This window comes from Vibrio sp. MA40-2 (genome assembly GCF_047302445.1).
Taxonomy (GTDB): Bacteria; Pseudomonadota; Gammaproteobacteria; order Enterobacterales; family Vibrionaceae; genus Vibrio.
In genome coordinates this window covers 573,972-597,083 of the sequence record NZ_CP178627.1, presented here as the reverse complement: position 1 = coordinate 597,083, position 23,112 = coordinate 573,972, and the positions used below count along the sequence as shown (strand labels likewise).

Below are 23,112 nucleotides of genomic sequence, written 5' to 3'. Positions count from 1 at the left end.
TGAGGTTGTTATGAAATTAGCAATATACGCAATTACAGTTAACGGTGCTAGGCAGGCACAACGTCTCAAAAAAGCGTTACCGTTTGCCGATGTGTTCGTTGCGCAAGTCGCGATAAACGACACCGTGAATGCGGAGCTTTTGTCTTTTCCATTATCCGATTTTGTTGCTGAAAAATTTGCTCAATACGATGGCCATATTTTTATCTTTGCTAGTGGCATCGTTACTCGAGTTATTAGCCCGTTAATTAAAGATAAACGACTTGATCCAGCGGTGGTCTGTTTAGACGAACAAGCTAAATTTGCAATATCCATGTTGTCGGGTCATCGAGGTGGCGCGAATGAATTGACCCAACGGGTTGCGCATCTTGTAAAGGCGACCCCAGTCATCACCACCGCGTCTGATGTGTCGGAAAGTGTTTCAGCCGATATGTTTGGAGCGCCATTTGGTTGGGTACTTGACCCTATATCCGAGTGTTCCATTACATCAGTATCAGCCAGCATAGTTAATGATGAGCCAGTCGCTATTGTGCAAGAATCGGGAGAAAAAAACTGGTGGAATTATGACAAAAGAATGCCAGCACATCTTATTACTAGCAATACATTAGATAGCATTGATCCTAATTACTTTAAAGGGTTGCTGTTAGTTAGCGACCAAAACCGATTGGAATTAAACCAATGGCAGAATCGGGTAGTTGTGTGGCGTCCAAAATCTCTGGTACTAGGGATTGGTTGTGACAGAAATACCCCGCTTTCGGTATTAGAAGCAGGATTGAAGGCTTTTATGCAACAGCATAATCTTGCTATCGATTCGGTATGTGCTGTTTCAAGTATTGACTTAAAAAAAGATGAGCAGGCCATTATTGCCTTATCTGCTCAGAAACAATGGCCGTTTGTGACTTATTCTCCTGAGCAATTAGATGGACTTGCAGGGATACAAAATCCGTCAGATTACGTTAAAAAAGTAACAGGCAGTTGCTCTGTCTCGGAGGCGGCGGCGTTACGGCACAGCAACACTGATACACTTCTGGTACCTAAATGGGTATTTAAACAAGACGGTTTTAATATGACGCTATCTTGTTGCAGAAAGTTGTTTTCTGAATCACTCGTTCAGCAAAATCGTAAAAATTGGTTTGGTGCAAAAAAACATGGCAGTGAACAACGTCACGGTATTACCGAACAGATTAGTACCAAAGAGAGTGATACTGAAAACACTAATACTGGCTTTGAAGATACGGTGTCGGTAACGGCGACTCCACCAACAAAGCTTAATGCACATGGCAATGCAGTTTTAGAAGGTTATCAATGTAAACCGGTTCATGCCGACCTTGACCGAGCCATGTTATTCCATCGCTATCACATCTTACTTTGCGAAGGAAAACGATGCGTTAAATCGGGTAGTAAAAATTTAGCGCATGATCTACGAATGCTGCTCAAACAAATGGGGTTGGCCAGTGGTAATCAGCGAATAAAAATTAGTCGTACCTTGTGTGCAGGCGCATGCAGAAACCGTTCAACTTTGGTTATTTATGAACGAAATTCTGGAGCGAGCACCGTTAAAGATCAACGTTCTACGGAGATGCTTACTGGTTGTGAGGAGTTCAGCGTATCGGTTAACAACGCACAATGGTTAAGAAATGTAGAGCAACTTTCTCAGCAACAGTGGCAAGCACTATTTCGTGCTTTGGCAGATAACCAACCTATTAATCAAGTGATAGGTGAAGAATATTTTGCAGCGGTAGAAGGCCCTGCAATGGAGAACAATTGTGGCTAAATTATCTTTAGTTGGATTAGGTCCCGGTAGCTTAGAATTAATGTCAGTAAAAGCTCAACAAGTGGTTAAGCAGGCGGATGTTATTGTTGGTTACGGGCCGTATGTGAAAATGGTGGCTTCATTGATTGATAGCCAAGCACTAGTAAGAACCGGAATGACAAAAGAGTGGCAAAGAGCTGATTCGGCGATTGCACTGGCTGTTGAAGGGAAAAACGTTGCCTTGGTGTGTTCGGGGGACGCGGGAATGTATGCCATGGCGCCATTGGTGTTTGAAATGTTAGCCGATAAACCGCAACCAATTGAGTTAGAGATGGTTCCTGGTATCACTGCTGCTAATGCCTGTGCTTCTTTGGTCGGTGCGCCACTTGGACATGATAGTTGTACTATTTCTCTATCTGATTTGTTGACACCGTGGGAAGTGATTACCAAACGAATTGAAGCAGCGGCTTACGCTGATTTCGCCATCACCTTTTATAACCCACGATCTAAAAAGCGTCAGAATCATATTATTGAGGCACAACAAATTCTATTGCAGCATCGTGATCCGCAAACGCCTGTTGCGGTTGTTAATGCAGCCTATCGTCCAGAGCAATCAGTTCAACTGGCAACATTGGCTAACTTTACCGAATTAGAGTTTGGTATGAATTCAGCAGTAATCGTGGGGAACAATAGCAGCTATCGATTTGAAGATTGGATAGTCACCCCACGCGGTTACAAAAATAAATATACATTGGACGACGGCGAAACCAGAGAAGGTCAAACGCCCGGCCGTTCACTTATTCAGAATAAGCAACACGTTGAGGTGACAGAATGACCGTTTATTTTATAGGAGCAGGGCCGGGAGACCCAGATTTAATCACAGTGAAAGGTGCTAAGTTAGTTGAGCGTTGTCCAGTGATTTTATACGCAGGAAGCTTAGTGCCAAAGGCGGTAATAGAACGAGCTCGCCCGGATGCAAAAGTGTTTAATTCCGCAGATATGGATTTAGACGACATTACCAAAGTGTACACTGATGCTTTCGAAAATGGTCAAGATGTGGCCAGAGTACAAACTGGTGACCTTTCAATTTATTCTTCTTTAGCTGAGCAATCTCGTCGCTTAAATGCATTAGGTATTGATTGGCAAGTCGTTCCTGGTGTTTCCTCTTTTCAAGCATCGGCAGCCGCGTTAGGTCAAGAGTTAACCTTACCTGAAGAGTGTCAAACCATCATATTGTCTCGGGCTTCAGGTCGTACCCCTGTTCCGGATAAAGAAAACCTCAAATCGTTAGCAAAACATGAAGCGACCTTATGCTTGTTCTTGAGCGCGACGTTAATTCGTAAAGTTGTGCGTGAATTGAGTGACGTTTATCCACAAACTTGGCCAGTGGCGGTTGTGGAAAAAGCATCGCATCCTGAACAACGTATTATTCGTGGTACATTGGCCGATATTGCACAAAAAATGCATGACGCTAACATTCGTTCGACCGCAATGATCATCGTAAGTAAAGTGTTTGCGATTGATGATTTTGTCGATTCAAAGCTCTATGATCCGACTTTTTCTCATGCTTGTCGTAAAGCCAAAGTGGTGGAGTCACAACAACAAAAGGTGGTTAGTGATGAATAACGGTAAAGTATATTTAATTGGTGCAGGTCCCGGCGACCCCGGTTTGTTAACGTGCCGTGCTCAACGATTATTAACAGAATGCGATGTGGTTTGTTATGACAAACTGGTTGCGCCTGCAATCTTAGCGATGATCCCAAATCATGTTCAGCTTCATCAAATGGGCTATCGCGGTTATCAAGGTGGACACATAGAATATGACATGCATCCAGATGTGATCAAGTATGCATTAGCAGGGAAAAGTGTTGCTCGTCTAAAATCTGGCGATCCTTGTATATTTGGTCGTACTACCGAAGAGTGCCGCGACTTAAAAGCGCACAATATTCCATATGAAATTGTACCGGGCATTACAGCAGCGCTGGGTGCAGCGGCTTATTCTGGCTTTCCTTTGACTAGCGGTGGCATTGCTTCCAGTGTTACTTTTGTTAGTGGTCATCAACATTCAAAAACCATTGCATCATGGGGCGAGTTAGGTCGTTCAGGTGGGACATTAGTGCTGTACATGGGCGCAAAAAAATTGGCTCAACATGCAACTAACTTGATAGAAAATGGCCGAGATCCTAATACCCCTATTGCTTTGATTAGTAACGCAACTCGTGCAGAACATTCCTGTGTTATTGGTACGTTAGCAACGATTTCGCAAAAAATAGCCACCAATCAACTTACCGGACCCGCTTTAACCATTATTGGTGAAGTAGTCTCGCAAAGTAGTGAATTAGATTGGAGAAGTTCATTACCACTTTCAGGTCGTAGTTTTATGCTGTGTGGACAGTATCCAAATGTCGACTTCCTTAAACAAAACGGTGCGCAAATGATCACAATTGATTGTTTACCTGCTACCGCTTTGCTTAATAAAAACGACCTTGAGTTATTGGCTCGTCAGCCAGAGCTTGCATTTGCAGACCTCACCTCGTTTCAGTTGTGGTGGCAAGCAATGCAAGATTACCAATTTGATATAAGAAAATTCACTATGCCTATCGGCAGTCAGAGTCAATCGGTACGTAATGCATTAGCCAAAATCGGCATAATTAGTGAAAAGGTGTCTCCAGCTTCGTTGATGTTGACGGTAGAAGAAAGCAAAACCTTCGCGATTAATGAACGCCATTACCTTGTTGGCCGAATAGACAGTAAACCGTTAGCTTATGAACTTCCGCAAATTGATTGGCTACTGGTTGATGATATTGTGATTGCAGAGCAAATTTTACAACACAATCCACAATACTTCGCGAACAGTCGAATTGTCGCGCTGAATCGTCAGGCGAGAGATTGGGCCTTAGCTAATGATTATTTTATTGATCATGCTGAACTATCTGGCCTTATCGACGATGTTGATGCTTACGAGTGTAGCCATGTTGCTTAGTAGCGAGCTCATTAGTCAGCATACATTTGTATTCAGTTGTGTGATTGCAATCATGGCGCTGTGGATGGACAAATTACTCGGTGAACCGCGTTATTTTCATCCACTCGTTGGGTTTGGTCACTACGTCAATTGGGTCGAAAAATACAGTCGTAAACTGACGCTGTTAAGCCCACAACAACAGGGCATTTTGGCGTGGTTACTAGCGGTTATGCCAATTACTTTATTCACTCTGTTTTTACAAATAAAAGCGGCGCAAAGTTCGTTAGGTGTATTTTTGCTAGTTAATAGCGTCATTGTTTATTTGACACTAGGAGGTAAAAGTTTGTTGCAACATGCGTACAATATATACCGTCCGTTAAAAGACGCTAACATTGAACAGGCTCGCTATCAAGTGTCGATGATTGTGAGTCGAAATACAGAAAAAATGACAGAAAAAGAGATCGCCTCGTCTGCTATTGAATCGGTATTAGAGAATGGTAATGATGCTGTTTTTGCACCACTATTATGGTTTCTGATTTTGGGTGCTCCCGGTGCGGTATTGTTTCGTTTAACCAATACCCTTGATGCGATGTGGGGATATAAAAATAGTCGTTATTTACATTTTGGCTCTTTTAGCGCCAAGGTCGACGATGCATTGGCTTGGTTTCCCGCTCGATTGACGGCTCTGATTTATGCATTACAAGGAAATTTTAAGCAAGCAATTGATTGTTGGCAAAAGCAGGCAAAACAGTGCAGTAGCCCAAACGGCGGCGTTGTGATGACCGCAGGTGCAGGCGCGTTAAATATTATTATTGGTGGTCCAACTTACTATCACGGTGTACTGCACGACAAAAAACCAATGGGATGTGGACAAGAAGCGACTTGGCAAGCGATACTTTTAGCCAATCAATTGGTTACTAAAGGCAGTTTTGCTTTTGGTTATAGCTGCTTGATCATTGCTTTAGTAGGAATGAACTAATGACAATTAAACACGGTGGTAATTTACTGCAGATTATTGCGCAGTATGGAGGAGAAGAGAGCGAATGGGTCGATCTCTCCACTGGCGTCAGCCCCTTTACTTATCCTGTAGGCAATATTCCGGAATCCGTATGGAACCGCTTACCTCAACCAAACGATGGATTGGAACGAGCCGCAAAGACTTATTACCAAGCGGCTCAAGAACCGGTGGCCATTGCAGGATCTCAAGCCGGGATCATGATTTTACCCGCTATTGTGCGTCAATTACGCGCAGATAACGCCGGTGTTATTGCATTACCTAAAGTTGGATACAAAGAGCACCAACATGCATGGCTCAAACACAGTACCGAGTGCCATGCTGGTAGCCAATCTGATTGGCAAGTGATTTGGTATGATGATTTTCCTAGTGTCGAACAGGTTAAACAAAGTGATGTGGTGTTGGTTATTAATCCAAATAATCCCAGTGGTTATACTGCCACGTCAACGGAATTACTTCACTTGCATCAACAACTAATAGATAACGGCGGCATGTTGATTGTTGATGAGGCGTTTGTCGATACTCAACCTGACAATAGTATATTAACCAAGTTGGATAAACTTGAGCATATTGTTGTATTTAGGTCGGTTGGTAAATTTTTTGGTTTAGCGGGAGCAAGGGTAGGCTTTCTATTTGCCGATCAAGAAATTAGGCAACAAGTATATCAACGAATTGGTCCTTGGACAGTGACCGGTCCAAGCCGTTGGATAATGAAGCAAGCGTTAACGGATGTTGCATGGCAAGTTGAAACAAGTAAGAAACTCAGCCAGGCCTCTGAACGGTTGCAGCAATTACTTACTGATTATTTAGTCGCCCCTCTTAATGAACTTAACGGGACAGTCCCGCTATCAAGATCATTATTACCTTCGTCAAGGGTAGTTAAAGAGGCCGCCGTTAAAGGGACAGTCCCGTTTAATGCGTCTAGTAAGGTAAGTCTTAAAGGGACCGATTTATTTTGTACCGTTTCAATCGAAGAAGCGGTTTTTCTGCATGACTGGTTGTGTCAGCACGCTATTTTTACTCGATTGTGTGATGAGCAAGATGGCGTTCGGTTTGGCTTGCCAGCAGATGAATCACAATGGAAAAAGCTTGAAGCCGCCATGGTCGAATTCAGCCAGTTGGTCTCTCGAACGTCTGCATTGGCCGTATAAGTCAGTCGACATTGGCACTGTAAGTAGCATGCATTTACGCAATAAGTAAAAGAGTTGAAATGAATATTGAAAATACAAAGGTTGAACTGGTAATTGGTGGCGCGCGTTCAGGTAAAAGTAGTTATGCAGAGCAAGTCGCTAAACAATCAGAAAAACCTGTTATTTATATTGCTACTTCTGAAGTGCGTGATGAAGAAATGGCTCAAAGAGTGGCAATGCATAAAGCGCAACGTCCATCTGAATGGCTAGTGATAGAAGAGCCGTTAGAGTTAGCTGAAACGCTCAAAGAATATAGCCGTAAAGATAATTGTCTATTAGTTGATTGTTTAACACTTTGGTTAACTAACTGTTTGTTCTCTGAATCAGCAACAGAATGGTCAGACTATAAAGCGAATTTTTTACAAGTTATCGAACAATTACCAGGACAAGTTTTATTGGTCACAAACGAAGTGGGTTGTGGTGTTGTGCCTATGGGCGATATGAGCAGGCGATTTGTCGATGAGGCAGGGTGGTTGCATCAAGCTATTGCTGAACGAGTGGCCAAAGTGACACTGGTGACGGCTGGATTACCTCTGGCTCTAAAAGATCAATAGAGTTGACAGACAGTTTGGGTTAGTAAACTAATTCGGTTGGTACAGTAAGTGGGTTAGTAAAGTAAGTTCATTGCTATATGTAGTAACTAATTAGCGAATTAGTGAGGCGCTATAGCTAATTTGATAGGTCAAGATAAGGGAATACTATGTGCTGGCTAAATTTCATTACGCTTAATTCGGTGGCTCCCATTGCCAATTTGCATTTAGTTAGTGATGCCGGTGCTGGTGAAGGGTTGATGCAACTCCATCCGACCAGAGATACAGAACTGATCGCGTGTGGTAAAGCGAATACGTTGCTTAACGGGCAATCCTTTCCTTCTCCTGTTATTGACAACGGCTCGGTAACCCCTGCTATTTTAGTGCACGGTGTGCTGAGAGCGTTACAACAACAAGGTTACAAAATAAGGCTGCATTGTTATCAATTAGGCCTAGATTCTGACCCCGACTTTACCGATTGTAAAATGGATGAGGTAGTTGTGCACCATTGCCAAGTGGGTGAAGAAGCAACTTTGATGCAACGTGTATTAGTGCCTGAATTATTGCGTCAACATGCTCATCAAGAGCAACATTTGCTTGCCGAATCTGGTATTGGGGGAACGACCTTTGCCACGTTGTGGTTGCAGCGTTGGATCAATAGCGATTTATGGTTTGCTGGTAGCACTAAAGATAAAGCTAAGCTGGCAGTAAAAAAACAGGTACTTGCTGAGTTGACTACGGCAACTGAGCATTTACCCAAACAAGTCAATGCTTACCTAGAGAATACGCGCTATTCAGATCCTATTCAAAGAGCCTGTTGTGCACTATTGGCCAGTGAGTTACCTTGTTTGCATTTTGCTGGTGGAGCAATGATATTTGCGCCAATTATCGCCATGGTGGAACGTATTCGAGTTACTCAGTTATCAGTTGCAACTACTCGGTGGGTTTTACAATGTCGAGACTCGCAAATTGCTGCTACTCATTTACCCGAACTGTGTCAGTTACGCAGCCCAAAAATAGAATTTTTTCTGTCTCAATTTGAAGCTTTGCGCATGTACGAGCGTGGTTACGTAGTAGAAGGCTGCGGGTTAGGTGCTTGTTTGGATTTCGCAGAGCAACAGGGGTTGGTAGCTAAACAGTTGTTAGCTAGCCTAGATACAACAGTCGCGCCTTGGTTTTTATCGCCGACTTTAACCAAATAAATGGACAAAAATTATGCAAGCTACTTCTAAAGCACTTATGGTACAAGGTACTACATCTGACGCAGGAAAAAGCGTTCTGGTGGCTGGTTTGTGTCGAGTATTGGCGAGACAAGGAATAAAAGTTGCGCCGTTTAAATCGCAAAATATGGCACTAAATAGTGCAGTAACCGTAGATGGTGGTGAAATAGGTAGAGCGCAAGCTGTTCAAGCATACGCTTGCAATATTGAGCCAACAACGGATATGAATCCTGTGTTACTAAAACCGAATACCGATATTGGTGCTCAAGTAATTATTCACGGTAAGGCATTACAAGATATGGATGCGGTTGAGTATCATGCTTTTAAGCCTCAAGTTATGAAGTATGTTATTGAATCTTTTGACCGTTTACAGAGTGAATATTCATCGATAATGATTGAAGGTGCGGGGAGTCCTGCTGAGATCAATTTGCGAGAACATGATATCGCTAATATGGGCTTTGCTGAAGAAGCGGATATTCCAGTGATTATTGTGGCAGATATTGATCGGGGAGGAGTGTTTGCCCATCTTTATGGCACGCTGGCGCTATTGAGTCAAAGTGAGCAAGATCGTGTGGTCGGTTTTGTTATTAACCGTTTTAGAGGTGACATCAAATTACTTGAGAATGGCCTTGAATGGCTAGAACAAAAAACAGGTAAGCCTGTAATTGGTGTACTGCCTTACTTACACGGACTAATGTTAGAAGCCGAAGACGCGATCAATATTAGCCAACTGAGTAATGATGAAGAAAAAATCACCGTGGTTGTGCCGGTTTTACAACGTATTAGTAATCATACTGACTTTGATCCACTTCGAATGCATCCGAATGTAGATTTACAATTTATTGGAAAAAATCAGCGTTTACCCCCAGCTGATCTCATTATTTTGCCCGGCTCAAAGAGTGTTTGTTCTGATCTCGCTTTCTTGCGTAGCCAAGGTTGGGATAAACAAATTGAGCGTCACCTTCGCTTTGGAGGCAAATTAATGGGAGTGTGTGGCGGTTATCAAATGCTTGGAGAGATCATCTCGGACCCATTAGGTATTGAAGGTCCTATCGGTAGTAGTTCTGGGCTTGGTTATTTGTCGCTGACAACGGAGCTCCAAGAAACCAAACATTTGAGGCAAACCAAAGGTAGCATGACATTACCCGGTCAGAATAGTGTCGATGTTTTTGGTTATGAGATCCATGCAGGAGAAACACTGGGTGTAACTGACGATGCGCCACTGAAATTAACAGAAGGCCCGGATGGAGCAATAGGTATGGGCGGGCAAGTATTTGGTACCTATTTACACGGAATTTTTGAATCACCGTCAGCCTGTAGTGCAATTTTACGTTGGGCTGGACTGCAAGAAGCGAAAGGTTGCGATTTCGCTCAGATGCGAGAAGACGGTATTAATAGAGTAGCAGATACGATTGAAGAACATCTCAACCTTGAATTACTCTGGCCAGATATAACTTTGTCTGCAACTAAAAAGACAAAACAATCAAAAAATTGATAAGACTTAACGAGTCGAAACAAGCAAATAAACCAGTTTAAGTTATCGACGTTATGATCATTATGTTGAAATAAAGGTGTCTAATGGAAAACACAGTATCTTGTCCGGCTCTTGTGGTAGCGGCGCCAAGTTCAGGCAGTGGCAAAACAACGGTTGTTGCGGCCATTGCACGGCACTTTACCAATCAAGGCAAAAAAGTTCGAGTTTTTAAAACTGGCCCGGATTTTATTGATCCTAATTTTCTCGCTTTTGCGTCTGGTCATCCTGTTTATCAGTTAGATTTTTGGATGTGTGGCGAAGCACATTGTAAACAAATGGTGGCGCAAGCTGCCCAAGATGCTGATTTAATTTTGATTGAAGGTGTGATGGGTATGTTTGATGGCCAGTGCTCGAGTGCCGACATCGCTCAAACACTCGGTATTCCTGTTCTCGCTGTGATTGATGCTGGTGCAATGGCGCAAACTTTTGCTGCGATTGCTTATGGACTAGCTAATTTTCGACCTGAAATAGAAATGTATGGTGTGTTTGCTAATCGAGTTGGCTCCCCTGTACATGCACAGATGCTGCAAGAGTCGTTACCTGAAGAGTTAGCAATGTTTGGTTACTTAGCAAAAGACAGTGGCCTTACGTTACCTGAACGTCACTTGGGCTTAGTACAGGCTCAAGAACTTAAAGATTTGGATGAAAGGTTGAACCTAGCGGCGCACCTTATTGCAACAAATGAACTAAATAACAAACACAATTGCATTACTCTGCCTCCTGCGGTTGAATTTACATTACAAAAAGAGGCGAAGGTGACCAGATCACTAGAAAGTAAAGTGATTGCGATTGCACGAGATACAGCGTTTAGTTTTATTTATCAGGCCAATATAGAGTTGCTAGAGAAAATGGGAGCCACGATTCGTTATTTTTCTCCCATTGATAATCACCCTCTACCAGAATGTGATGCGCTGTATTTACCCGGTGGATACCCTGAACTGTATTTGGACAATTTGGCAAAAAATAGCCGACTCAAAAACCAAATTAAAACGCATATAAATAGCCAGAAACCAGTATTAGCTGAATGCGGTGGTATGTTGTATTTAAACCAAACATTAACCGATATCGAGAATAATTGTGTTGAATTAGTTGCGATATTAGACGCTAATTCCGTCATGCAGCCTAAGCTTGCAGCATTAGGTTTAGTTGAAGGTGAATTGGTGGCAGGACAGACGTTACGTGGCCACACATTTCATTACTCTAAAACGGAATCAAAAGAACAGATTCTATGTACCCCTATTTCCCAACGAGGCAGGAAAACCGATCCTGTCTGGCAACATAAAAATGTTATCGCTTCTTATATTCATTGGTATTTTCCATCTAATCCTGATTTAGTGGCAAAAATCTTCTTGGGGGAACGGTGAAACTGGTTCTAATCCGTCATGGTCAAACGCAATGGAATGTTCAAAAGCGAATTCAAGGTTGGTTGGACAGTCCATTAACTGACTGCGCTAAGCAGCAACTTGAACGAATGAATATGCCTACTTTAAATCAACCATTGTTATTTAGTAGTGATTTAGGTCGAGCATATCAATCCGCCCTCATTATTGGCCGAGGAATGAATGTCGAAGTACAAATTGATACACGTTTGCGTGAACGTGGTTTCGGAGTGTTGCAAGGTGAAGTGATTGATGAAAAACCGAGCTTAAGTGCCTATTGGGCTGCTTACCAGTCAAGGTACCAGCAACCTTTAAGTGCTGTGCCTGAAGTGGAAAGCGAAGGGCAATTTGAACAACGAATCCGCGCGTTTTTAGAACAAGTAGTAACACTTGATGATACGTCGGATATAGTACTAGTCACTCATGGCGAATGGATACGAGCTTGCGTTAATGTTGTGAATGGCGTGATGTCGTGGCATTCCGGATTTGGAATAGAAGCCAATGCAAAACCGATTGTGTTAGATTTGATGAAAAATGAACTTGCGCTTGGTTAAAGAGAATAAGATGACCACTACTCATATAGAATTACTACGACACGGGTTACCTGAAGGGGATGAGTGCTTTAGAGGACACACTAATTTTGCGCTGACCGAGGTTGGGTTGCAACAAATGCAGGCATCGACTGCAAGCATGCCGGCAGTGGGTTGTGTTATTACTTCTCCTTTACAGCGTTGTTATAAGTTTGCTGCAGGTTATGCCAAAAAACATCACCTTGAGTTAATAGAAAAAGCGGAATTTATGGAGTTGAATTTTGGCGATTGGGATGGAAAGCCCAAACAAAAGATTTGGGATGAACAACAAGATAAATTAGCGACATTTTGGGCAAAACCATGGCAATTTACTCCACCTAATGGTGAACCTGTTGAGCAATATGACCAACGAATTCAATTGGCATGGACAGAGCTGCTGCAACAAAAAAAAGGACAAAAAATTTTGTTAGTGACTCATGGTGGCGTCATTAAACAGATACTAAGAATGGTTTTGGAAATGCCTAAAACCAGTCATTACTTACAAAGGTTAGATATTCCATATGCAGCAAGAGTAACCATTAGTGTTTTTCACGACGATGATGGCACGCTCTGGCCAACGGTGCATTGGCCTAGTCTTGCAAATATTAGTTGAATCATATGAAAAAAATCATAATCAGAGAGTGGCAAATATTTCTATTGGCAATGTCGATATTCAGTCGAATACCAATATCGGCAGCGGTTCCCTATAGTGAGGCACGTAAAAATGAATCTTACAAGTATTGTGGGTTAGTTGGCTTAGTGGTTGGTAGCTTAAATGCGCTCGTATTTTTAACTGCTAACCTAATTTGGCCTGTTGATGTTTCGATTGCTTTGTCCATGGCATTTAGCGTTTACTTGACCGGCGCATTTCATGAAGACGGTTTTGCTGATACTTGTGATGGTTTTGGTGGCGCATTTACTGCTGAGAAAAAGCTAGAAATCATGAAAGATTCAAGAGTAGGAGCTTATGCCTTACTCGGTGTTGTACTGATTTTATTACTTAAATACACCACCTTGATTGGATTAGACAATGTAGCGTTACTGCTTGTTATTGCCCATATACTCAGTAGAACCATGGCGGTCAGTTTTGTTTATACTCACGGTTATGTTAGACAGGTTGAACAATCCAAACTGAATATAGCGCGTAGCCCGAATAGTCAAACCGACTTTATTACTTTACTGGTGATTGGCGGATTGACTCTTTTTTTGCTGCCTACACTGCAACAGGCAATGATGTTAGTTATTGTTCTGCTTGTTATGCGATGGATATTTAGTCGTTGGATGATAAAACAGATTGGTGGCTATACGGGTGATACATTAGGCGCAATTCAGCAAGTAACTGAAGTCATTTGTTATCTATTTTTCTTAGCTTACCTATGACGGTGGCTATGGTGAATTTGATTCTAGATCACTTTAGATAATTTAAGTGAACGTTTTTCTGAATGCGATACGACTAAAAAAGCTAGCTTATAAAGCTAGCTTTATCGTTGTATTAAATAGAAATTTTTATTTTAGAATCGATTTAACGTAAGCTTCGATTTCTGGTACTTGGCAGTTATCAAAAAAGCATTGTTGGAAGCGTTCACCAGAGACAGCCGTTTTAACTAATTCAGGGTCAATCGCTTTAAGTGTGTCTAAGTAATTTTCTTTAACTACCGCTGCTTTTACATCATCCAAAATTGATGCGTTGCGTTGTTGTGGTTCCGCTCGCTCAACTGGATAGCCTTGACCTCGTTCGCCAGTTTTAAACGCTTTTTCAAAAATGTAACCAACGTTTAATTCGGCACCCCAACCGTAACCTTTAGCAAAAGCAAGCGCCAGTGCGTTACCGTTGTTGATTTGGTTGAACAAAAATGCGTCAGAAGGATCTAAGCAATATCCGCATACTACGCCTGGGTGAATATTGAGTGACATCATCGCCCCTTGACCAGTACCACAACCTGCGATAATAAAATCAACCGCTTTAGAGTTGATAAGTAGACTAGCCATAATACCTAGGTGGATATAAGTCAGATGATGGTCGTTTTCGTCACTCATCCCGACGTTATAGACCGAGTAGCCTAAAGGATCGACAACGTTTGTGAGTTGGTTTAATACAGCTGCGTTCTTGCCTGCTTGGCTATTTTCCATCATTAAAGCAATTTTCATTTTGTTCTCCTACAGTATTCACTGCCAAGGTTGAATTTGATTGTTGAATAAAATTATCACACCAGATTCGATCAACTGAAACATTTCATTTGATCGAACGGTTAATACCATTTTTGTTCTTTGTTTCGATTAGATTTGGTCCGTTGTTAGCGGTGATTTACTATCAAAATAGAGTCGCTTTATAGTAATTAAGTTCATTATAATTACAGTCAACTCAAGTACTGTTCCACCTATAGAGCCTACAGAGATATTGTTGATTAACCAGCAAGTAGAACCGAGTAAAAACCCACAGCGCATTTTTATTCCACTGAGTAAAAATACTGAATAAGTACCAAACACAGTGCCTGCTATTGCCCATAATTGCCAAAGGTTTTCTGCTAGCATGACACCACTACCAATACTGATAGCAATAAAAGGTGCGGCAACCCAAACCGATGATAACCGAATAGCCAGCCCCGTTCTTATTGTCGACAACAACGCGCCGAGAGCCGAGACAACCGAACCTAAAATTATAAAGTGAATAAGATGATTTACGTTGAAAATAAGCATGACTATTTTCAATTTTCGATCGTCTTTTTGATAAAATACGGAAATACCAAGCAACAAGCTAATAAACCCAAAAAGTTGCGCGATTATTTCTTGATTATTCATCGTCAGCACTTATTCACCTTATCGTTATTAATTTAACGTGCTAACCAACCGCCATCGACAGCAATGGTGTAGCCGTTGACGTAATTTGCCGCGTCAGAGGCAAGAAAAACACACGGACCAGCAATATCTTCAGGTGTTCCCCAACGGTTTGCTGGAATACGTTCTAAAATTGCTTGATTTCGATCCGCATCAGCACGAAGTGCTTTGGTGTTGTTGGTTGCCATGTAGCCAGGAGCGATAGCATTGACATTAATATTGTCGCTTGCCCATTCATTTGCCATTGCACGAGTGATGCCCATTACCGCACTTTTAGAAGCAGTATAAGAAGGAACACGTATTCCTCCTTGGAAAGAAAGCATGGAAGCTATGTTAATTATTTTGCCGCCATTACCCTGAGAAATGAACTGTTTAGCTACAGCTTGAGACATAAAAAATACAGTTTTTGAGTTGATACTCATTACGTCATCCCAGTCTTGCTCGGAGAATTCAATCGCATCTTCGCGTCGAATAATACCGGCGTTATTGACTAAAATATCAATTTTACCGAATTCAGCCACAGCTTTTTCAATGATAGCTGGAATATCGTCTTGGTTAAGAAGATTTGCGCGGACATCTAAAAAAGCGTGACCTGCAGAATTCATTTTTTCAATGGTTTCAGATGGTTCGACATAATTAACACCAACGATCTTGCATCCAGCTTGAGCAAGACCTAATGCCATGCCTTGACCTAAACCTGTGTCACAACCAGTAACAATAGCGACTTTACCTTGCAGATTAAATGAATCTAACATCATGTTGTTTCCCTCAATACTTTTGTAACGGTGAAATTTCTAATCGTGAACGTTTTCTAATCTTGAACGTTTTTGAGTGTGGTTCACTGAGCTTTTGCTTACGATAAGATAAAATAGTAACGGTTGCAAATATTTTTGAAACATCATTTTAAAAATAAATAGTTTGAGTTGAAAAATGTGAACTAAATCCGGTTAGAGTTCCTTTTTATTGAAAAGGCTTTTCATAAATACTGGTAAATGATATTTTTGCCAACTGTGTCAAAATATTACATAAGCAAAGGAAAAAGATGGAAAAGTCAACGCAACCAGAAGCAGTTTCTTCAGTTTTAAAAGTATTCAGCATACTCCAAGCGTTGGGTGACCAGAAAGAGGTGGGTGTTTCCGATTTATCTCAACGTTTGATGATGTCAAAATCGACCACATACCGTTTCTTACAGACAATGAAAACGCTTGGTTACGTATCACAACAAGGTGAAGCAGATAAATATTCTCTTACATTGAAGATGTTTGAACTTGGCTCTAAGTCGCTAGAGTATGTTGATCTTGTTTCTTTGGCAGAAAAAGAGATGCGTCACCTGTCTGAACAGACCAATGAAACCATTCACTTGGGCACGTTAGATCATGGCTCGATTGTTTATATACATAAGATTGATTCTAGCTACAGTTTGCGGATGCATTCTCGCGTAGGGCGTCGTAACCCTCTGCATACAACGGCAATAGGTAAGGTTTTGTTGGCCGAGCGTGATGAAGCGTTTGTGCGTAACGAGTTTATTGATGTTGAATTTGTAAAAAGTACCGAAAATACGCTAGAAAATGTTGAGCAATTAATTGATGAATTAAAAATTGTTCGAGAACAGCATTATGGCGAAGATAATGAAGAACAAGAACCAGGATTGCGTTGCTTTGCTGTGCCAATTTATGACCGGTTTGGCAATGTAATTGCAGCCGTTTCTATTTCATTTCCTACCATTCGTTTTGATGAAAATAACTTGTCCAACTATGTCGCTTTATTACACCAAGCAGGTAAAAATATTTCTGAAGCCCTGGGTTTCGAAGATTATCCTGTATAGCAGCGCTACTGGTTTGTGATTTAAAATAGGATATGTTCAGAGTGGCTAATGTAGCTGCTCTGTATAATTCATCTTATTACTCCTTCTTATTACTCCTTCTTATTACTCCTTCTTATTACTCCTTCTTATTACTCCTTCTTATTACTCCTTCTTATTACTCCATCCTATTACTCCATCCTATTACTCCATCCTATTACTCCATCTCATCGTCCTTCGATTTTAGTTGCAAAAAACAATTAAATATTAGTTGAACAATCGTTCATCTAGTGCTTGAATGTAAGTCGTCATTAATCAAGGAGTGCATCATGATCACCTTTTACTACCACCGAACGCCGAACCCATCAAAAGTAGCATTGTATTTAGAAGAAACAGGCTTGCCTTATGAGCTTGTTGCCGTTGACACCGCAAAAGGTGAACAACATAGCCCTGATTATTTAAAAGTTAACCCTAACGGTAAAACTCCAGCTATAGAAGACGACGGTGTTCGTGTTTTCGATTCAAATGCCATTTTACTCTATCTTGCTGAAAAAACGGGTAAATTAGCAGGTGATCAAGCAGACCGCTCTGAACTACTTTCTTGGATGATGTTTATCGCTTCTGGTTTAGGGCCGTTTTCTGGACAATGTGTTCATTTCCGCCATGCTGCTCCAGAAAAAGTACCGTACGCGATTAACCGTTATCTTCGCGAAGCTCAACGTCACTATGAAGTTTTGGACAAGCATTTAGCCGATCGTGAATATATTGTCGGTAATGATTATACGATAGCTGATGTATCAGCATGGGGTTGGATCGACAAAGCGAACGTGGTGTTGGGTGAAGAAGGATTGGCTCCTTATCCTAACTTAAAACGCTGGTTTGATAGCATAAACAGTCGACCAGCAGTACAACGAGCGAGAGATGTTGCAAACGATATTGATTTTAAAGTACCAAATGATGATGATGCAAGGCGGGCGTTATATCCACAAAACTATGCTAAGGATTAGATTGCTTTTTCGCCAATTAATAACCTTGTTTGTCATTAAAGGTTAAACTTTACCTCACATGGTTCAGGTGATAAGTATCATAAATACTTGTCCATGTGAGTTGTTCATTATTTAAATTCTCTCTATTTCATATCCCAGCAACCATTTATTCTTTAGCAAAAAAACTGGTTCTAGATTCTTATCTGCCATTTCTCATTAATGATTAACTCCACATATTCCTATGTTATGCGATGCTATTATATGATAGAACATTCAAAAATGACGTATTTAATTCGATTGGTGATATTATCAAGCTCTATTAGCGTTTAATGTATATAACAGACTAATTATCCAGCACTTGATAGTTAGGTCATTTACGGTTTTTAATTGACTTAAGCGCGAGATAAAGTATTGGCTGTGAGATAATCATTATTGTGATACTTACGCTAGATGCTCATTAATACAAACATTAACGTAAAAAGATTGTATTTTTACGGAAGTAAGAAAATAAAAGGAAAAGAATGGACATTTCTTCAGAAAGGATGACTCATCTTAAGCAGTTAGAAGCTGAGTCTATCCATATCATGCGTGAAGTTGCAGCAGAATTTGATAACCCAGTAATGCTATATTCTGTAGGTAAAGATTCTTCTGTTATGCTGCATTTAGCCAAAAAAGCCTTTGCCCCTGGCGTGCCACCCTTTCCTCTAATGCATGTTGATACAACGTGGAAATTTAAGGAAATGATTCAATTTCGCGATTATATGGCTGAAAAAATCGGCATGAAATTGATTGTCCATCAGAACCCTGAAGGGCTTGCTATGAATATTAGTCCTTTTGTGCATGGTAGCTCGAAACATACCGATATCATGAAGACTCAAGGGCTGAAACAAGCTTTAGATAAGTACGGTTTTGATGCTGCGTTTGGCGGAGCAAGACGTGATGAAGAAAAATCTCGCGCAAAAGAGCGTGTTTATTCATTTCGTGATGAACATCATCGTTGGGATCCGAAAAACCAACGTCCAGAGCTGTGGAACATATTTAATGGCAAAGTAAACAAGGGTGAAAGCATCCGTGTATTCCCTTTGTCCAACTGGACAGAGCTTGATATCTGGCAATATATCTACCTTGAAGATATTGAAATTCCATCACTTTACCTATCGAAGTCACGTCCTGTCGTGGAGCGCGATGGTATGCTTATTATGAAAGATGATGAGCGTATGGAACTTAAAGAAGGTGAAGTTGTACAAGAAAAAATGGTTCGTTTTCGTACATTAGGCTGTTACCCATTAACAGGCGCGGTGGAATCTGAAGCGACCACACTACCTGAAATTATTCAAGAAATGTTATTAACCACTACATCGGAACGCCAAGGCCGTGCTATTGATCATGATAGTTCAGGATCGATGGAGAAGAAAAAACGAGAAGGCTATTTCTAAATGAGCTCACCTTATATCCTAAAAGACAATGATTCGGTTAGCGATGATGTGGTGTGGCATAACAGCACAGTGACTAGTGAAGATCGTGCTCAACTAAAGGGCCAAAAGCCAGTGGTGCTTTGGTTTACAGGTTTGAGTGGATCGGGTAAGTCAACCATTGCTAATGCGGTGGAGAGTAAGTTGTTAAGCATGGGTAAGCATTCTTACTTACTTGATGGCGACAACGTTCGACACGGTCTTAACAAAGATTTAGCCTTTAGCGATGAAGACCGGATTGAAAATATTCGTCGAATTGGTGAGGTAGCAAAGCTATTTGTTGATTCTGGCTCTATTGTATTAACTGCCTTTATCTCGCCTTTTATTAGTGACAGAGAGCAAGTGCGAGCATTATTTGCCGAGCAACAGTTTTTAGAAGTGTTTATTGACACACCAATCGAGATCTGTGAACAGCGTGATCCTAAAGGCTTATACAAGAAAGCGCGCGCAGGTGAAATTAAAAACTTCACTGGTATTGATTCAACGTATGAAGCGCCACTCAATGCCGAAATTCACCTTGAAACAGCTGGCCGTTCAGTCGAAGAGTGTGCTAATCAAATCGCCGCTCAATTAGTCTCGTTAGGTTATATATAGTTGGTTAGATATAGTCCGCTAGATTATACAGCTCGTTAAGTTAGTTACGGCTAGCTAAGTAAAATATAGAAAACCAACAGTAATTACTGCTGATATTGCACAATATTGTTGATGTTTTGTTTTAGTTATACACATGATTATAGGATGAAGTGACTGGTGCAATAAGATAATTATCTATTGTGCTAAATGTACTTCTTAAAGGAAATTATATGTCTCATAGTTCAGAATTGATTGCTGAAGATATAGAAGCCTATCTAAAGGTTCACGAAAATAAGGATCTACTGCGTTTTTTGACTTGCGGTAACGTTGATGATGGTAAATCTACTCTGATAGGCCGTTTACTGTTTGACAGTAAGTTGATCTATGAAGATCAAATGGCTGCCATTGAGAAAGATTCGCAAAAATTCAATACTACGGATGAAGATTTTGACCTAGCATTGTTGGTTGATGGATTGCAATCTGAACGTGAGCAAGGCATTACCATCGATGTAGCTTATCGCTACTTTTCAACTGAAAAGCGTAAATTTATCATTGCCGATACGCCAGGGCATGAGCAGTACACACGTAACATGGCAACAGGTGCTTCTACTTGTGAGCTAGCCATTGTAATGGTAGATGCTCGCCATGGTATCCAAACGCAAACACGTCGTCACAGTTATATTTGTAGCTTACTGGGAATCAAACATATTATTGTTGCAATCAATAAGATGGATTTGGTCGATTATAGTCAAAAAACCTATCAACAAATTAAAACGGCCTACAGAGACATGGCGAAAGATTTTAATATTGATGATATTCGTTTTGTGCCTATTTCTGCTTTGAAAGGTGACAACGTAGTTACACCGAGTACACAAATGGATTGGTATCCAGGCGCGACATTGATGAAGCTTCTGGAAACAGTGAAGATCGACCAAGACAGAAACCTAGAGCATATGCGTTTCCCTGTTCAGTATGTGAACCGACCTAATCTTAACTTTAGAGGTTTTTGTGGTACGTTAGCGTCTGGTATTGTAGAAGTTGGTGATGAGGTTACGGCACTACCTTCTGGTAAGTCGTCTCGAGTTAAATCTATTTATACTTATGATGGTGAATTGGATTTAGCCCTGCCAGGACAAGCTATAACAGTAACATTAGAAGATGAAATAGATGTTTCTCGTGGAGATATGTTAGTTCATAAAGGTCATGAGCCTGTTGTAACTAAAGCGATTTCTAGCCATGTGGTTTGGATGAGTGAGACGCCACTTCGAACTCATAAAGAGTTTATATTTAAGTTTGCTACTAAATCATGCATCGGTAAAGTAACCAATATTGACTATAAAGTTGATGTAAATACTTTACAGCAACATGCTGAAAATAGTGAAGCCGTTGATTTGAATGAAATAGCGGTGACACAAATTAGCTTAACTGATTCGGTGGTGGTTGATAAATATAAAAAGCTTCCACAAACAGGAGCATTTATCATCATTGACCGACATAGCAACGTTACTGTTGGTGCCGGTATGATCGATACGGTTGGGGCTGAATTTGATGAAGACAAACGATTCTATAGCCAAGCAGAGCGAGATCTTAACGCCCATATTCGTAAGCATTATCCAGAATGGGGTTGTGCAGAAATTTAACGAGTCTGTGCGAAATTTTCTGTAATATTAATAAAGCTAGAATTTGATTCTAGCTTTATTATTTTCTGCGCCACTATTTGAATAGAAAGAGAGAGTTGAATAGAAAGAGATAGTTGAATAGGAAGGGAAAGTTGGTAGCGTTATGAACGCGATATTCCCTTAAGCGCTTTTTGCTGAATTGAGTGCTAGATTAGAAAACAATTCATCAATCATTTCTTTGCCTATCTGCATGTCTTTGTTGGCTCTTATATAAGTTCTTAAGCCAATGATCTGTACTTGCAAATGACGAGCGATCTTATCGGGCTGGCAGGACGAATCAAGTTCACCTTGTTCGATAGCTTGCTTAATTATGCGAGCAAAAATCTCCTCCACACCGGCTAACTTCTGTTTGGCTAAATCTACTAATTCTTGATGCTCATCAGTCAGTTCTGCTATGGTTTTCACTAACATACACATACCACTAGGGGCTGTATTTTGGCTTCCGACCACAATATTCGTAATGAATATTTTAAGTGCCTCAAGAGGTGATTGTGTTTCTTGTAAGCATTTTTTTAATTGAGTGCTACTTAAATCAGCATAATGGTTAAGCGCTTCTTTAAATAGATTCTCTTTACTACCGAAACTGGCGTAGATACTGCCAGGACGCAAATCAACCACTTCTTGAAGGTTGCGCATAGACGTACCATGAAAGCCTTTTTCCCAGTATAGATTGGTGGCTTTGTCTATGACTTCTTCTCTGTTGAATTTGATATGCTTACTCATAATTGTACCTCTTCCCAAAGGCATGAACGAACGTTCATAATAACGTGAACGGAAGATTAAATCTAGCAAGTTTATAGTGCGAGGTAGCGAGCGAGCGATTCAATAGCACAGGTAAATGCAGATAATGCAATAGTAAAAGCTAGGATCCTCTTTGTGTCGATATCTTTATTTTTTACCGCATGATTTAAATCTAACGATTGGCTAAAGCGTCGTCGACTGTAATAAATACCAAGTAGTGTTGCCAGCAATAGAAATGCACCATTTATTTGCACAATTAAGCTTTCGTTACTGCCACCGATCCTCAGCATCAAGGCACCTAATCCTAATGATAGCATGTGAGTGCGCATCCAAGACATTGAGGTTCTCTCTGGTTGTAAGCCAGGATCTCTTTCATGCTCTTTCATATGGAAATGGTAAAAATAATCGCAAGAGTTAAAAATAGCAACACAGCACTGATGACTTTCAAAAAGCTGGTGTAAGGAAGTTGTTGTTTGTTTCTCATCGCTTTTTCGTTTAATGACCATCTTTTGTAGGCAAATATGGCGAGCAAACCAGAACAAAGACAGAGTAAAGTCGACAAAAATATTCGGATTTCCGGGTTGGCGAGATCGGGTGTTAATTGATCTATACCTATTGCTCCAGCAAGTAAGGCTAGGGCTGTTCTAATCCAAGCTAAATAAGTCCGTTCGTTGGCGAGAGAGAAGCGATAATCAGGAGCTTCCCCTTGATGACGCCAATTGAGTTTGGTTGTTCTATCTTTTCGCTTCATAGTTTTATTCTTTATATATGAGAAATATTCTTAAAAATAATATTTTTTACAGATACCGACTATTTATCGTTTTATTTGAGCTATAATTTACATTAATCCGTTGTTATTGAAAATGAATCTAAGAA

The 23,112-nt window shown here is 40.8% G+C and carries 24 protein-coding genes; 18 read left to right on the top strand and 6 right to left on the bottom strand.

Annotated features, from left to right (window positions below; all coding sequences use genetic code 11):
* The first annotated feature begins 10 nt into the window (after positions 1-10).
* From ACLKML_RS02530 to ACLKML_RS02470, 13 genes are all read left to right on the top strand, one after another.
* Complete coding sequence (locus ACLKML_RS02530) at positions 11-1,771, top strand: cobalamin biosynthesis protein (RefSeq protein ID WP_413283514.1); 1,761 nt, start codon at positions 11-13, stop codon at positions 1,769-1,771.
* Positions 1,764-2,585: a precorrin-3B C(17)-methyltransferase gene (cobJ, locus tag ACLKML_RS02525; RefSeq protein ID WP_413283513.1), complete on the top strand. Its 822-nt coding sequence runs from the start codon at positions 1,764-1,766 to the stop codon at positions 2,583-2,585. Before ACLKML_RS02530 ends, cobJ begins: the two co-directional genes overlap by 8 nt.
* Positions 2,582-3,376: a precorrin-4 C(11)-methyltransferase gene (gene cobM / locus ACLKML_RS02520; RefSeq protein WP_413283512.1), complete on the top strand. Its 795-nt coding sequence runs from the start codon at positions 2,582-2,584 to the stop codon at positions 3,374-3,376. The genes cobJ and cobM overlap by 4 nt, the downstream gene beginning before the upstream one ends.
* A complete protein-coding gene (cobA, locus tag ACLKML_RS02515; protein ID WP_413283511.1) occupies positions 3,369-4,733 on the top strand; it encodes a uroporphyrinogen-III C-methyltransferase in 1,365 nt (454 codons plus the stop codon). The genes cobM and cobA overlap by 8 nt, the downstream gene beginning before the upstream one ends.
* Positions 4,672-5,691 carry an adenosylcobinamide-phosphate synthase CbiB gene (gene cbiB, locus ACLKML_RS02510; protein WP_413283717.1) on the top strand — a complete coding sequence of 340 codons (1,020 nt, stop codon included), beginning with the start codon at positions 4,672-4,674 and terminating at the stop codon, positions 5,689-5,691. Before cobA ends, cbiB begins: the two co-directional genes overlap by 62 nt.
* Positions 5,691-6,878, top strand: coding sequence for a threonine-phosphate decarboxylase (locus ACLKML_RS02505; RefSeq protein WP_413283510.1), 1,188 nt, complete (start codon positions 5,691-5,693; stop codon positions 6,876-6,878). Before cbiB ends, ACLKML_RS02505 begins: the two co-directional genes overlap by 1 nt.
* A gap of 59 nt (positions 6,879-6,937) precedes the next feature.
* The gene (gene cobU / locus ACLKML_RS02500; protein WP_413283509.1) at positions 6,938-7,471 is read left to right on the top strand and encodes a bifunctional adenosylcobinamide kinase/adenosylcobinamide-phosphate guanylyltransferase; all 534 of its coding nucleotides are present in this window, start codon (positions 6,938-6,940) and stop codon (positions 7,469-7,471) included.
* A 146-nt stretch (positions 7,472-7,617) separates the two neighbouring features.
* Positions 7,618-8,649, top strand: coding sequence for a hypothetical protein (locus tag ACLKML_RS02495; RefSeq protein WP_413283508.1), 1,032 nt, complete (start codon positions 7,618-7,620; stop codon positions 8,647-8,649).
* Between the two features lie 13 nt (positions 8,650-8,662).
* Positions 8,663-10,162 (top strand): cobyric acid synthase, encoded by a 1,500-nt coding sequence (locus ACLKML_RS02490; RefSeq protein WP_413283507.1) that lies wholly within the window; start codon positions 8,663-8,665, stop codon positions 10,160-10,162.
* 83 nt (positions 10,163-10,245) lie between these two features.
* The gene (locus ACLKML_RS02485; RefSeq protein WP_413283506.1) at positions 10,246-11,565 is read left to right on the top strand and encodes a cobyrinate a,c-diamide synthase; all 1,320 of its coding nucleotides are present in this window, start codon (positions 10,246-10,248) and stop codon (positions 11,563-11,565) included.
* Positions 11,562-12,134 (top strand): histidine phosphatase family protein, encoded by a 573-nt coding sequence (locus ACLKML_RS02480; protein ID WP_413283505.1) that lies wholly within the window; start codon positions 11,562-11,564, stop codon positions 12,132-12,134. Before ACLKML_RS02485 ends, ACLKML_RS02480 begins: the two co-directional genes overlap by 4 nt.
* A 10-nt stretch (positions 12,135-12,144) precedes the next feature.
* The gene (locus tag ACLKML_RS02475; protein ID WP_413283504.1) at positions 12,145-12,762 is read left to right on the top strand and encodes a histidine phosphatase family protein; all 618 of its coding nucleotides are present in this window, start codon (positions 12,145-12,147) and stop codon (positions 12,760-12,762) included.
* 5 nt (positions 12,763-12,767) lie between these two features.
* Complete coding sequence (locus tag ACLKML_RS02470) at positions 12,768-13,529, top strand: adenosylcobinamide-GDP ribazoletransferase (protein ID WP_413283503.1); 762 nt, start codon at positions 12,768-12,770, stop codon at positions 13,527-13,529.
* A 126-nt stretch (positions 13,530-13,655) separates the two neighbouring features.
* Here the strand turns inward: ACLKML_RS02470 and ACLKML_RS02465 are convergent, their stop codons facing one another.
* The 3 genes from ACLKML_RS02465 to kduD all read right to left on the bottom strand — a co-directional run bounded on the left by ACLKML_RS02465 (position 13,656) and on the right by kduD (position 15,742).
* The gene (locus ACLKML_RS02465; RefSeq protein ID WP_413283502.1) at positions 13,656-14,297 is read right to left on the bottom strand and encodes an RpiB/LacA/LacB family sugar-phosphate isomerase; all 642 of its coding nucleotides are present in this window, start codon (positions 14,295-14,297) and stop codon (positions 13,656-13,658) included.
* 129 nt (positions 14,298-14,426) lie between these two features.
* Complete coding sequence (locus ACLKML_RS02460; RefSeq protein WP_413283501.1) at positions 14,427-14,948, bottom strand: YgjV family protein; 522 nt, start codon at positions 14,946-14,948, stop codon at positions 14,427-14,429.
* A gap of 32 nt (positions 14,949-14,980) precedes the next feature.
* A complete protein-coding gene (kduD, locus tag ACLKML_RS02455; protein ID WP_413283500.1) occupies positions 14,981-15,742 on the bottom strand; it encodes a 2-dehydro-3-deoxy-D-gluconate 5-dehydrogenase KduD in 762 nt (253 codons plus the stop codon).
* A gap of 284 nt (positions 15,743-16,026) precedes the next feature.
* Here kduD and kdgR point away from each other — a divergent pair, with 284 nt between their 5' ends.
* The 5 genes from kdgR (at position 16,027) to cysN (ending at position 21,456) form a co-directional block, all read left to right on the top strand.
* Positions 16,027-16,809, top strand: a complete 783-nt coding sequence (gene kdgR / locus ACLKML_RS02450; RefSeq protein ID WP_413283499.1) for a DNA-binding transcriptional regulator KdgR — start codon at positions 16,027-16,029, stop codon at positions 16,807-16,809.
* Between the two features lie 305 nt (positions 16,810-17,114).
* Positions 17,115-17,792 (top strand): glutathione S-transferase family protein, encoded by a 678-nt coding sequence (locus ACLKML_RS02445; RefSeq protein ID WP_413283498.1) that lies wholly within the window; start codon positions 17,115-17,117, stop codon positions 17,790-17,792.
* A 500-nt stretch (positions 17,793-18,292) separates the two neighbouring features.
* The gene (cysD, locus tag ACLKML_RS02440; protein WP_413283497.1) at positions 18,293-19,207 is read left to right on the top strand and encodes a sulfate adenylyltransferase subunit CysD; all 915 of its coding nucleotides are present in this window, start codon (positions 18,293-18,295) and stop codon (positions 19,205-19,207) included.
* Positions 19,208-19,837 carry an adenylyl-sulfate kinase gene (gene cysC, locus ACLKML_RS02435; protein ID WP_413283496.1) on the top strand — a complete coding sequence of 210 codons (630 nt, stop codon included), beginning with the start codon at positions 19,208-19,210 and terminating at the stop codon, positions 19,835-19,837.
* A gap of 209 nt (positions 19,838-20,046) precedes the next feature.
* The gene (gene cysN / locus ACLKML_RS02430) at positions 20,047-21,456 is read left to right on the top strand and encodes a sulfate adenylyltransferase subunit CysN (protein ID WP_413283495.1); all 1,410 of its coding nucleotides are present in this window, start codon (positions 20,047-20,049) and stop codon (positions 21,454-21,456) included.
* A gap of 159 nt (positions 21,457-21,615) precedes the next feature.
* Here the strand turns inward: cysN and ACLKML_RS02425 are convergent, their stop codons facing one another.
* The 3 genes from ACLKML_RS02425 to ACLKML_RS02415 form a co-directional block, all read right to left on the bottom strand.
* Positions 21,616-22,218, bottom strand: coding sequence for a TetR/AcrR family transcriptional regulator (locus ACLKML_RS02425; protein ID WP_413283494.1), 603 nt, complete (start codon positions 22,216-22,218; stop codon positions 21,616-21,618).
* Positions 22,219-22,289: 71 nt separating this feature from the next.
* Positions 22,290-22,622 carry a DUF202 domain-containing protein gene (locus ACLKML_RS02420; RefSeq protein ID WP_413283493.1) on the bottom strand — a complete coding sequence of 111 codons (333 nt, stop codon included), beginning with the start codon at positions 22,620-22,622 and terminating at the stop codon, positions 22,290-22,292.
* Positions 22,619-22,987 carry a YidH family protein gene (locus ACLKML_RS02415; protein WP_413283492.1) on the bottom strand — a complete coding sequence of 123 codons (369 nt, stop codon included), beginning with the start codon at positions 22,985-22,987 and terminating at the stop codon, positions 22,619-22,621. The genes ACLKML_RS02420 and ACLKML_RS02415 overlap by 4 nt, the downstream gene beginning before the upstream one ends.
* Between the last annotated feature and the right edge of the window lie 125 nt (positions 22,988-23,112).